Origin of the sequence: Streptoverticillium reticulum (genome assembly GCF_047456005.1) — a bacterium.
GTDB lineage: Bacteria > Actinomycetota > Actinomycetes > Streptomycetales > Streptomycetaceae > Streptomyces > Streptomyces reticulum.
Map to the genome: position 1 here is coordinate 7,449,767 of NZ_CP179755.1, position 12,029 is coordinate 7,461,795.

Genomic DNA, 12,029 nt, shown 5'->3' on the forward strand with positions numbered 1-12,029 from the left:
GCGCTGACGGTCTGCTGGCCGCCTTCCTGCCGGCCTGCGCCGGCGTCGTGACCGCGACCGGTACGGCGCAGGCGGCCGCGGACGACAACACCGTGGCGGCCTGGAACATGAACCAGAGCCCCGACGACTGGCAGGCCGCTTGGAACGTGGCGCGCACCACGAATGTGGTCGCTCCCCAGGAAGCAAGGCCGAACCGAGCAGGACGCCGGCGACGATCTCACCCACCACGGCGGGTTGTCCCAGCCTGCGGGCGCCTGCTGCGCACAATCGCGCCATGCCGAGCACGAGGGCCAGTGCCAGGAAGAAGTACGCCGTCCGGTCGCCCGTCAGAGCATCCTGGCGTGGGCGTCCCGGTCGGCAGGTTGGTTGAGGACAGCGCGGCCGATGAGGTCGCGCATCACCTCGCTGGGGCCGGCGGCGATGGTGGCGGCGCGGGCGTCGCGCTGGGCACGGGCCGCGAAGGAGGTCTCCAGGTAGCCGTGGGATCCCTGGAGTTGGAGTGCGGTGTCGGCCAGCCGGCAGGCCAGCTCGGTGGTGTGCAGCTTGGCCATGGAGCATTCCAGAGCGGGCAGTTCGCCCTGCTCGTACAGCCACGCGGTGTGGTGCACGAGGTGCCGTGCGGCCGTCAGTTCGGTGGCCAGGTCGGCGACGCGGTGCACGAGTGCCTGCTTGTGGGCGAGGGCCTCGCCGGTGACTTCGCGGGCGCGCAGGAAGCCGCGCAGCTCGTCCAGACCGCGGTCCATGCCGCCGAGCGCCAGGGTGGCGGCGACGAGACGTTCCAGTTGGAGTCCTCTCATGAGGTAGTAGAAGCCGTTGTCGAGTCGGCCGACGAGCCGGTCGGCGGGGACCCGTACCGCGTCGAGGGTGACGGTGGCCGTGCCGGCCGAGCGCCAGCCGAGAGTGCGCTGCGGGGTGCGGGCGACGCCGGGCAGGGTGGTGTCGATCACCAGCAGGGACAGCCCGGTTGCGCCCCGGGGGCCGGCCGCGGCGGTGCGCACCGCGGTGACGAGGAAGTCGGCGGTCATGCCGTTGCTGACCATCGACTTGGTGCCGTCGACGACGAAGTGGCCGCCGTCCCGGACGGCTGTGGTGCCGAGGCCCGACAGGTCGGCTCCGGCGCCCGGTTCGGTGATCGCCAGGGCCGCCAGGCGTTCGCCCCGGACGGCGGGTGCCAGGTACTCCCGGCACAGGTCGTGGCCGCCGACCCGGGCGAGGTAGGGGGTGGCCATGTAGGCGTGGACGGAGACGGCGGCCCGCAGTCCGCCGAATCCGGTGCGGCCGAGTTCCTCCAGGAAGACCACGGAGGTGAACAGGTCGCGTTCGCCGCCGCCGACGGCACGCGGGTGCAGCAGCCCCAGGTAGCCGCGCTCGCCGAGGAGCTTCCACACGGGGGCGGGAACGGTGTCCCGTTCCTCCCAGCCGGCGGCGTACGGCATCACCTCGGCGGCCAGGAAGGCGCGGACCTCCTCGCGGAAGGTGGCGTGGCCGTCGTCGAAATAAGGTGATTTCACGATCCGTTGCTCCTTCGTGGCTCCGCCTGGCACAGCGTGATCTCGTCGTCGATCAGCCCGAGCAGATCCCGGGCACGTTCGTGCAGGAAGAAGTGGCCGCCGTCGATGCGGTGGCCGCGGAATCCGCGCGGTGCCAGGGCCCGCCAGGCGCCCACCGCGGCCGGCGGGGCGACGTCGTCGTCCGCGCCCCAGAAAGCGGTGACGGGCACGGGCAGCGGGTCCGGTGCCGGATGGGCCCAGGTCTCGGCGAGCCGGATGTCCGCGCGGAGCATCGGGTCGAGTACGGCCATCAGGCGGGGGGCGGCGAGGACGTCCGCGGGAGTACCGGCCAGCCTGCCCAGCTCCGCGTGGAACCGCGCCGGCGGCAGCTCGTGGATGGCCGGCAGCGCGCGCGGTACGTGCGGCGCTCGGCATCCGGACAGCAGGACCCGCTCGGGCGGCCGGGCGAGGGGCCGTACGACGGTCTCGTAGACCAGCATCGCACCCATGCTGTGCCCGAACAGCAGGTAGGGGGAGGCCACTTGGTCCTCGATCGCGGCGGCGAAGTCCCGGGCCAGCGACGGCCAGTCCTGCGCGGGCCGCTCCCGCAGCCGGTTCTCGCGCCCCGGCAGCCGGACGGCGAGCAACTCGGTGTCGGCGGGGAGCCGTTCGGCCCACGGCCGGTACACCCCGGCTCCGGCTCCGGCGTAGGGGGCGCAGACCAGTCTGAGGCGGGCTTCGGGCCGGGGCAGCGGGCGGTGGAACCAGCGTCCGGACCCGGCGGGGCCGGCTGTCACGTTCGTATCCGGCTCCTGTCGGGCGACCGTTGCGGGGCGGGCGGAGCGGGCCGGCGGCGGGAGTGCGTCACCAGGGCGGTGCACAGGCCGGCGAGCAGGCCCCAGAAGGCCGAGCCGATACCCAGCAGGGTCACCCCGGAGGCGGTGGCGAGGAAGGTGACCACGGCGGACTCGCGCCACCGCTCGTCGCCGAGAGCGCTGCTGAGGGAGCCGCCGATGGTGCCCAGCAGGCCCAGCCCGGCGATACCCGCGACCAGGGCCGGGGGCAGAGCGGTGAGCAGGGAGCCCACGGCTCCGCCGAAGATGCCGACGCACAGGTAGAAGACCCCGGCCCACACAGCCGCCAGGTAGCGCCGACGCGGGTCCTCGTGGGCCTCGCGGCCGGTGCAGATGGCGGCGGTGATGGCGGCGAGGTTCAGGCCGAAGCAGCCGAACGGCGCGAGCAGCAGGTTGACGCCGCCGGTCCAGCCGATCAGCGGGGACACCGGGAGGGAGTAGCCGTCGTTGCGCAGCACGGCCACCCCGGGCAGGTTCTGTGAGGCCATGGTCACCACGAACAGCGGCAGGCCCACGCTGACCAGCACCCGCCACGAGAAGTCCGGTGCGGTGAACACCGGTGCGGCGACGGCGAATCGCACCCCGCCCAGGTGCAGCGAGCCCGCGGCGCCCGCGGCGACGAGTCCCGCGGCCAGCGCCGCGATGACCGCGTAGCGGGGCAGCCAGCGGCGGGAGAGCAGGTAGACCGCGAACATCGGGAAGACCACGGCGAAGTTGCCGTGCATGCTGCCGAACAGGCGGGTGCCGAACTCGACGAGCACGCCCGCGAGCAGTCCGGCCGCCAGGGGCACGGGGATGCGTCCCATGCCCCGCTCGAACCAGCCCGTCACGCCGCACACGGTGATGAGCGCCGCGGAGAGCAGGAAGGCGCCGACGGCCTGCGCCATGGTCGCGCCGTGCAGGCTGGTCGCCATCAGCGCCGCACCCGGCGTCGACCAGGCGGTGACCACGGGCACCCGGTACCGCAGGGACAGGCCGATGCAGGTCACGCCCATGCCGACGCCGAGGGCCAGCATCCAGGAGGTGAGCTGGCCCTCGGTGGCGCCGGCGGCCCTGGCCGCCGAGAAGACGATCGCCGCCGAGCTGGTGATGCCCACCACGACGGCGATCAGTCCGGCCGCGACGGCGGACGGGGGCGCCGCCTGCCGCAGCCGGAGCTGTACCGAACTCATGTATGTACTGTCCTTTCCGGTTCACCACTCGCCTCGACGGCGGCGGCCAGCGCACCGAAGGTGCTGTCGGTGAAGATCAGGTCGGGGCTGAGGGCGTCCTCGCCGAGTTCGCTCTCCAGGGTCGCCATCAGGCGCACGGCGGTCAGGGAATCGCCGCCGAGGTCGAAGAAGTCCGCGTCCGGCCGGACGGCGTCCGGGCCGAACAGCTCCCCCCAGATGCGGGCGAGCACGGCGACCCGCGGGGAGGCGGGGGCATCCTGCTCCCCGGCGGGCCCGTGGTCGTCGGTGCGAGTGAGGCCGGCGGCGACGGTGAGGTCGGCAGCGAGGGTGTAGCGGCGGGGCGGTACCGCCGACGGCAGGCGCCGTGCGGTCAGTTCGCGCAGTTCCTCCTCCAGCCGGCGCAGGGTCGGACCGCCCTCGGGTGCGGCGAGGGGCGCGGGCGCGGTGACGGCCCGGGGGCGCCGGGCGTAGACGTTGTGGCAAGGGGTGCGCGCCAGCCGGGGATCCTGCTCGGCGGTGACCACGAAGCCGCGGGCACGCAGCTGCGCGAGCACGGCCGCGAGGCGCCCGTCGAGGTCGTGCACCTCCACCACGATCCGGTCGATGCGCGGCCACACGCCCTCGTCGATCCCGTCGAGGACCTCGGCCTCGGCCTTCTCCACGTCGATCTTCAGCAGGTCGATGCGGGCGAGACCGTGCTCGTGGACGACGGCGCTGAGGGTGGTCAGGGGAACCCGGCGGGGCCGTGCGGCCATCCGGTCGGCCGCCAGCCGGTCCAGGTGCTCGCCCTGACGTGCGTTCTCCCCGGTCAGCAGATAGCCCTTGAGCACGTCGAGGTCCTCGTCGGCGTCCGCGAACCGGCCCGACATGACGCTGTTGTTCGGGTAGAAGGTGAAGGACGTCTCGCCCTCGGCACGGCCCAGTGCGGTGCGCAGCACGGTGGCGTCCACCTCGTGCAGCTCGGCGTTGAGCGCGACGGCGTCGGCGAGTTCGGCGACCGGTTCGACGGCGATGATCCGGGCGCCGGGGCTGTGCAGGGCGACGCGCAGCGTGAACATCCCGATGTTCGCCCCGACGTCCACCACGACGGCGCCGGCCGGCAGGGTGATGCCGTGCCGGAAGTAGGCGTTGCCGGTGAAGATCTCGCGATGGAGGAACTCGGTCTCGCTGCGGTTGAGACCGGCCACCCGTATCTCACCCGCGGGTTCGTGCCAGCCGAGGCCGCCGAGCCGGCCCGCCGCCTCCAGGGCGGCGGACCGGTGCAGCACCCGGGCGGCGACGGGGTCGGCCAGGAGCCGGGCGTGCCCGCCCCGGCCGTCGGGGCCGTCGGTGACGACCGCGTCGGCCACCGCGGGATGTTCCCTGAGCACCGCGGCCAGCTGCTCGTGCCGGGTGCTGTCGGCGATCTCGTTCATGTGCCCTTCCCGTGGGAGACGGTCGCGGTGCGCAGGAAGTCCCTTGCCAGCGAGACCAGTTCGGAACCTGCGTCGAAGGCGGTGAGATGGTCGCCGTCGGGCAGGGTGCGCAGGTCGGCCCGGGGCAGGTGCCGGGCGACGTACGCCGAGCCGGCGGGGTGGGCCGTGGTGTCCCGGTCACTGGTGACGACGAGGGCCGGCTGGGGGGCGTCGAGCAGCCGACGGCAGTCGGCGGACATGATGGCCCCGTTCAACAGGCCATAACGGTGGAGCAGTTCCGGCGTGGCGTAGGGATGGACGAGATAGTGGGCGATGTCCGGGCGCAGGCCTTCCAGGGTGCCGGGCCGGCTCAGCAGCCGGTGCATGGCGGCCGCCTGGGGGCGCCCTCGGGCGACCATGGCCAGCAGTGACTCGACGTCGCGCTGGTGGGCCGTCTTCGGGGCCTCGCCGCCGAGTTCGAAGTCGCCGTGCCACAGGCTCAGGGAGGTGATCCGGTCCGACCCGGCGGCGGCCGCGAGAGCGATCACCGCTCCTCCGCAGAGCCCGAGCGCGTGGGCGTGGGGGATGCCGAATCCGTCGAGGACGGCCGGCACGTCCTCGCTCTGGGCCCCGAGCGTGTGGCCGCCCGGCTCGCCGAGCCCGGTCCCGTCGTCCGACGCGAACAGACCGCGGCTCTCCCAGGTCACGACGCGGTACTCCGACGACAGGGCGGCCAGCCACTTCACCGCGAGACCGACGGGCATGCCGCAGGCACTGACGACGGCGACGGCCGGCGCGCCCTCGGGGCCGGCCGCCCAGCACCTGAGCGGCGTGCCGTCCCGGGCGGGCACCACCACGGCCCGCCCCGGAAAGGCGGCGAGAGCCGACTCCGCCGCCCGTTTCAGCTCTTCGTCGGCCACCGCGCCGGGTACGTCCAGCGCAAGCCGCCTGCTGACCGCGAGTTCCACCGCGGTCAGCAGGTCCGGATCGCCCACCACCGTCACCCCGGGCAGGCCCAGGGCGACGGTGACCCGGTCGAGCAGCTCCTGCACGTACGGCAACTGCCCTGCGTCGAGCGGCGCGACGGGCGCCACCCGCATCCGCTCCGGCACGGCACGGATGATCGACGCCGTGTCCAGCACGGCGCGGGCGAGCGCGGCCGGCGAACCGCCGCCGCGCACGGTGACCGACTCGGATGCTGTCCGCATCACACTCCCGCCGGGGGCCGGGTGACGAAGGGGTGGTCCCGGGTGGTGCGTTCGGCCAGCCGGTTGTGGCCGTACCCGTCCGTGCCGCTCACCAGCACCGCGCCGTACCGGTCGAGGCTGACCCGGCCGCCGTACTCGTCGATCGCGGCGGTGCCGGGATAGACCTCCACCGAGGTGGGCACGTAACGGCCGACGAAACCCATGCGCATGTCCCGGGTGCGGCCCTGGTGCGGATGGGAAGCGTGCATCAGAGTGGACCAGAACATGATGAACTGCCCCGCCCGCAACTCCATGGAGACGGCCCGGGATTCGTCGGGCTTCCAGTCGGGGTCGATCTGCAGTTCCCGGTAGTCGTAGCCGAAGAAGCCGCGCCGGATGCCGTCCTTGTCGACGCTGGTGTTCCGCTCCGGCGCGTAGTGCATGCGCTTGGTCTCGTCGTAGTGCATGGTGCGGTGCGTGCCGGGGATGAACTGCAGACAGCCCATCTCGATGCTCGCCTCGGTGAAGGCGCACCACACCGTGATGGTGCCGCCGAAGTCCGAGCCGCCGGGCCACTGGATCTGCGGCGTGCCGGAGGCGTTGGCGAACGTGTCCGCCTGGTGCCAGTCGGTGCCTTCGTCGCCCGGGTACTTGGGGAAGAACTCGGTGCGCCAGCACAGCACGTCGGGGCCGAGGACGGAGGCGACCCGGTGCACGATCTCCGGCCGGGTGATGTGGTCGGCAAGGAACGGGTGATCGAGGTGGCGGTCGTAGTTGGAGATGTTCGTGGCCCCGGACACGGCCGCGTCCTCGCTGTAGACGGCCGCGCTGCGGTCGAGGAGCTCCAGCCGGGTGCGTCCCCAGGCCTTCTTTATCTCGTCCGGTTCGTACAGCGTGAAGGGTCCCGCGTAGCCGTTGCGGTGGAAGGCGGCGAGGTCCTCGGGGCTCAGGGAGAAGTCGGGTTGTGCGGTCATGCGTCCCTCCGGGATGGATTCGGTGCGGCAGGCCGACGTGCCCGGGGTCACGGGCGGGGCGCCGCGGCGGGCAGCGCGGAGTCGACGTGACGGGCCAGGGTGGCCACCGTGGCGCCGTCGATCAGCACGGTGATGTCGAGATCCGTGCCGAACTCCTCGTTGGTCCGGGCGAACATGCGCAGCAGGGAGAGCGAGGTGCCGCCGAGGTCGAAGAAGTCGGTGTCCCGGCCGACCTCCGGCAGGTCCAGGACGGACTGCCAGATCTGCACGATCCGCCGTTCGGTGCCGGTGAGTTCGGCGGCCTCGTCGGTGCCGACGGCGACCGGGGCGAAGGCCGCCTCGGCCGTCGGCTCCGGCAGCCGGGTCTTGTCGACCTTGCCGTTGAGGTTCAGCGGCAGCTCGGGCAGGACGACGTAGGCCGAAGGGCGCATGTGCGGGGGCAGGGAGGCCGTGGCGCGCTCGCCGAGGCGGGGTGCGAGGACGTCCGCCGGGATGTCGGAGGCGACGTACGCGACGACACGGACGTCACCCTCGCCGTAGCCGTGGGCCGTGGCCACCGCGGCGGAGACGCCGGCCTCAGCGAGAAGGACGGCCTCGATCTCACCGGGCTCGACCCGGTAGCCGCGGATCTTCATCTGGTCGTCGGTGCGGCCGAGGTAGCCGTAGCCGCCGTCGGGGAGCGCGACCACACGGTCCCCGGTGCGGTAGCAGCGCCGTACCGTGCCGTCGGGGCCGGGCAGTTCGAGGAAGCGTTCCCTGTCCAGTTCGGGACGGCCCAGGTACCCGCGGGCCAGCCCCGCTCCGGACAGGTACAGCTCTCCCGGGGCGCCGTCGGCGGCCGCCCGGCCGGTCTCGTCGAGCACGTGGAAGGCGAGGTCCGGCAGCGGTACGCCGATCGGACTGGTGCCGGATACGGCGATGTCGGCGGCGGTGACCGGCCGGTACGAGGCGTGCACGGTGGCCTCGGTGAGACCGTACATGTTGACCAGACGCGGGTGTTCGTCGCCGTGGCGCGCGAACCAGCCGCGCAGACCGGCGGGTTCGAGCCGCTCGCCGCCGAACACCACGACACGCAGACCGGTCAGCGGCTGCTCGGCCTGCGCGTCGGCCGCGGCCAGCCCGGCGAACGCCGACGGTGTCTGGCTGAGGACCGTCACCCTCTGATCACGCAGCAGTTCGTGGAAGGCCCGCGGCGAACGGGCGGTCTCCTGCGGGACGACGACGAGCCGTCCGCCGAACAGCAGCGCGCCCCAGAACTCCCAGACGGAGAAGTCGAAGGCCACGGAGTGGAACAGCGTCCAGACGTCGTTCTCGTCGAAACCGAACCGGTCCCGTGTGACGTCGAAGAGCCGCACGACGTTGCGGTGCTCCACCTGGACGCCCTTGGGCCGGCCGGTGGACCCGGACGTGTAGATGACGTAGGCCAGATCTCCCGCGCCCGTCCCGGCCGGCTCCGATGCAGCCTCCGAGCCGTCGAGTACGACGACGTCGACGCCCAGATCGGCTGAGCGCTCGGCCAGTTCGGGCGTGGTGACGAGGTGGGTGACGTTGCTGTCCTTGAAGGTCCAGGCGACCCGCTCCTCGGGATAGCCGGGGTCCACGGGAACATAGGCGGCACCCGACTTGAGGATGCCGAGTAGGCCGACCACGAGCCTGCTAGTGCTCGGGACCATCAGGCCGACCAGGGAACCGGTCCCGGCTCCCGAATCCCGCAGGCGCCGGGCGACCGCGGCGGCCTGGCGGTCGAGCTCTCGGTAGGTGAGTTCCTGGTCGTCGGCCGTCACCGCCACCCGATCGGAGAAACGAGCGACGACTGCTGTGAACAGCTCAACGAGCGTGGGTTGTCCTAAGTCCACTGACTCCACTGCGAATCCATCCTGCTTGACGGAGTGACAGACGGCGCCGTGGACCCGTAGGGGGCGGGTACGCGCCGAAGTGCCGATGGGTTTTCGGACGGGTGCACCATGAATCGGGCCTGGTCTGCCGCTCACGTTCCGGGCGCGCACCGCGGCCCCCGATTGGATATCTTCATCGGGCCGGTACCGCCCACGCAAGAGCTGCGATGCGGTAATACGCACCACATGGTGCGCCTACTGCTTTCGTCGTAAGTCCCGGTAAACGCACGCGAGATGGGAGTCCCGTCCGCCGCTCGGTCACGGCGCGGGCCTGTTCCGCGTGAGCCGTTCCCCCAGGTGCGAGAGCATGGTGACGGTGCTGAAGGCGGCGCCCAGGGTGCAGACTCCGGGCCATCCGGCGTGGGACCACACCACGGACGTGAGCGCGGATCCGGTCACACCGCCGAAGAAGTACGTCGTCATGTAGATGGAGTTGAGCCGACTGCGTGCCTGCGGCTCAAGGGCGTAGACCACGTTCTGGTTGCTGATGTGCACCGCCTGCACGGCCAGGTCCAGCAGGAGGACTCCGGCGAGCAGCCAGGCGAGATCGTGCCGGCCTGCGGCCAGGAGTCCCCAGGAGGCCGTCAGCAGCACTGCGCCGCCGCCCGTCACGGTGTGCACCAGCCCCCGGTCGGCCAGCCGCCCGGCGGCCGAGGCCGCGGCGGAGCCCGCGGCACCGGCCAGGCCCATCAGCCCGATGGCCGCGGTGGACCAGCCGTAGCCGGGACCCGACAGCAGGAAGGTCAGCGAGACCCAGAGCACCGTGAACGCCCCGAAGCTCGACGCGCCCGTCAGAGTGCGCCAGCGCAGCACCGGATGGTGGCGCCACAGACGGACCATCGAGCGGAACGCGGAGCCGTAGGAGACGCGTTCGGCGGGGTGGAAGGGCGGCAGCGCACGCCACAGCAGCAGTGCCATCATCAGCATCAGCCCGGCATTCACCCAGTAGACCGTGCGCCAGCCGCCGAGTTCCGCGAGGCCGCCTGCGGCCGTCCGGGCCAGCAGGATGCCCAGCAGCAGTCCGGCCATCACGGTGCCGACCGCCCGGCCGCGCGCCTCGGGAGCCGCCATGGTGGCCGCGAACGGCACCATGACCTGGGCGCCCACAGAGCACAGCCCGGTCAGGGCGAGGCCAGTGAAGAGCAGCGAGGTCTCCGGCGCTGCAGCGGTGCAGACGAGGCCGGCAGCGGTCAGGGCGCACAGGGTCACGGTGAGCCGCCGCCGCTCCAGCAGATCGCCCAGTGGCACCAGGAGCACCAGTCCGCACACATAGCCGATCTGGCTCACGGTCACCACGAGAGCGGCGGTTCCGGAACTCATGCCGAAGTGGTGGGCCATGGTGTCGAGGAGCGGCTGGGAGAAGTAGTTGCCGGCCACGGACAGGCCGGTCGCGACGGCCATCAGCAGCAGTGTGCGCCGGGTGAGCCCGCCGGTGGCGGCGAGCCCGGTGTCCTGTGCGGCCGTGGTCATGCGGGGGTTCCTCCGCGAGCCGGTGTGCCGGGCATGGGCGGTGCCTTTCGTGTGTTTCACCAGGTGACAGGGAGGGTTGCCGGACAGGCGAAAAAACCGTCGTCCGCTTTCTGCACTTCGTGAGGCGGCACGGCGAGCCGCAGTCCGGGCAGCCGCTGGAAGAGGATCTCGTAGGCCGTTGCCAGGATCGCGGTGGCCAGCGGCGAGCCGAGGCAGAAATGCGGGCCCGCGCCGAAGAAGACGGAGCCCTTTTCCTCCCGGTGGATGTCAAAGGCGCCAGGATCGGCAAACGCGCGGGGATCGTGCGCGGCGGCGAGTGCGGAGGTGATGACTCCTTCACCCTTGGACACCAGGACGCCGTGCCGTTCGACGTCCTCCAGAGCCACCCGGGGGAAATTGGTGATGCCGTTGTTGTGGTACCGCAGCACCTCGCGCACCGCCTCCGGCCACAGCTGCGGATCACGTCTGCAGTCCGCCAGTTGGTCGCCGTGGAGCAGCAGCGTCATGATGCCCACCGTGAGCGGCGGGACGAGCGGGTCGGTCACGTTCATCAGCAGCAGGCCCACAGTGCCCACTGCCTCCTGCCGACTGACGGTCCCTTCGCGCGCGGCCCGCGCCAGCGTCACCACCAGCCCGCCCGCCTCTTCCGCCGCGTCATCGGCCCGGTCCACCAGACGGCCGGCCAGCTCCCCGACGGCGCCGGTGGCCGAGGCGATCTGCTCCGGGGTGCCGAGCAGGTCCAGCTGCTCGCGGATGCGCTCCTGCGTCCAGGCGTGCTCCTCGCGGCTGATGCCCATCACTTCGCCGGCAACACGGGCGACGAGCGGTTCGCTGAACTCTGCGACCAGGTCCGCGCCCCGTCCTGAGCACTCCATGCGGTCGAGCAGTTCGTGCGCGTGCTGCCGTGCTGCGGAGCGCCACGCCTGTGCCGCGCGGCGGGTGAAGGCGGAACTCACCACGGTGCGTAATCGGGTGTGGTCGGCCCCCTCCATATTGAACAGGGAGCCCTCGACCGAGGTGAGGTCGTCCCCGGCCATGCGGGGTGCCCCGGGGAAGACCAGGTCCCGGGAGAACCGGGGGTCGTGCATGACGAAGCGGACGTCCTCGTACTGGGTGACCAGCCAGAGCCGGTTCCCGCTCGGCATCTGAACGGGGCACACCGGGCGGTGGTCCCGTAACTCGGCCAGAACCGGGGGGATCGTGAACAGCGGGCCGGGCGGAAAGTCCTGGGGGATCTTCAGGACATCCGCCTCGGGTAAGTCGGTGACGGTCATGTTTCCCCCTGATGACGACTTCGGACACCGATCGATCACTCTAGGCCGACAGCCGGAGGACGGCGAGAACGTTTTTACGTCAACGCCACCTGCAGTACTGGGTGTTATGCGTAGCGTGTTGCCCGAGTGGCAGATCGCGTCGGCATCATCTCGTGCCGGAGAGCGCCGGTTTGTATACCTCGTAGGGGGCGCGGCCGGCCGGCGCTCGTCAACCTGCACACCGCGCCGGGCATGGGCAACGCCCAGGGGGCCCTCTGCAACGCCTTCGTCAACAAAACCCCGTTGATCGTGACTGCCGGCAACCAGCGGAGGTCCATGA

At 71.9% G+C, this 12,029-nt stretch carries 9 protein-coding genes; all 9 read right to left on the reverse strand.

Features of this window, described 5'->3' with window-relative positions:
* Nucleotides 1–326 precede the first annotated feature (326 nt).
* Complete coding sequence (locus tag ACMATS_RS33940; protein WP_414170101.1) at nucleotides 327–1,511, reverse strand: acyl-CoA dehydrogenase family protein; 1,185 nt, start codon at nucleotides 1,509–1,511, stop codon at nucleotides 327–329.
* On the reverse strand, nucleotides 1,508–2,287 hold the full coding sequence (locus ACMATS_RS33945; protein WP_414170102.1) for a thioesterase II family protein: 780 nt from the start codon (nucleotides 2,285–2,287) through the stop codon (nucleotides 1,508–1,510). The genes ACMATS_RS33940 and ACMATS_RS33945 overlap by 4 nt, the downstream gene beginning before the upstream one ends.
* The gene (locus ACMATS_RS33950) at nucleotides 2,284–3,516 is read right to left on the reverse strand and encodes a benzoate/H(+) symporter BenE family transporter (protein WP_414170103.1); all 1,233 of its coding nucleotides are present in this window, start codon (nucleotides 3,514–3,516) and stop codon (nucleotides 2,284–2,286) included. Before ACMATS_RS33950 ends, ACMATS_RS33945 begins: the two co-directional genes overlap by 4 nt.
* Complete coding sequence (locus ACMATS_RS33955) at nucleotides 3,513–4,931, reverse strand: FkbM family methyltransferase (RefSeq protein WP_414170104.1); 1,419 nt, start codon at nucleotides 4,929–4,931, stop codon at nucleotides 3,513–3,515. The genes ACMATS_RS33950 and ACMATS_RS33955 overlap by 4 nt, the downstream gene beginning before the upstream one ends.
* A complete protein-coding gene (locus ACMATS_RS33960) occupies nucleotides 4,928–6,118 on the reverse strand; it encodes an alpha/beta fold hydrolase (RefSeq protein WP_414170105.1) in 1,191 nt (396 codons plus the stop codon). The genes ACMATS_RS33955 and ACMATS_RS33960 overlap by 4 nt, the downstream gene beginning before the upstream one ends.
* Nucleotides 6,118–7,071 (reverse strand): chlorinating enzyme, encoded by a 954-nt coding sequence (locus ACMATS_RS33965; protein ID WP_414170106.1) that lies wholly within the window; start codon nucleotides 7,069–7,071, stop codon nucleotides 6,118–6,120. The genes ACMATS_RS33960 and ACMATS_RS33965 overlap by 1 nt, the downstream gene beginning before the upstream one ends.
* Nucleotides 7,072–7,118: 47 nt before the next feature.
* On the reverse strand, nucleotides 7,119–8,936 hold the full coding sequence (locus ACMATS_RS33970; RefSeq protein ID WP_414170107.1) for an amino acid adenylation domain-containing protein: 1,818 nt from the start codon (nucleotides 8,934–8,936) through the stop codon (nucleotides 7,119–7,121).
* A 288-nt stretch (nucleotides 8,937–9,224) separates the two neighbouring features.
* The gene (locus tag ACMATS_RS33975) at nucleotides 9,225–10,436 is read right to left on the reverse strand and encodes an MFS transporter (RefSeq protein WP_414170108.1); all 1,212 of its coding nucleotides are present in this window, start codon (nucleotides 10,434–10,436) and stop codon (nucleotides 9,225–9,227) included.
* A 56-nt stretch (nucleotides 10,437–10,492) separates the two neighbouring features.
* On the reverse strand, nucleotides 10,493–11,710 hold the full coding sequence (locus ACMATS_RS33980; protein ID WP_414170109.1) for a cytochrome P450: 1,218 nt from the start codon (nucleotides 11,708–11,710) through the stop codon (nucleotides 10,493–10,495).
* Between the last annotated feature and the right edge of the window lie 319 nt (nucleotides 11,711–12,029).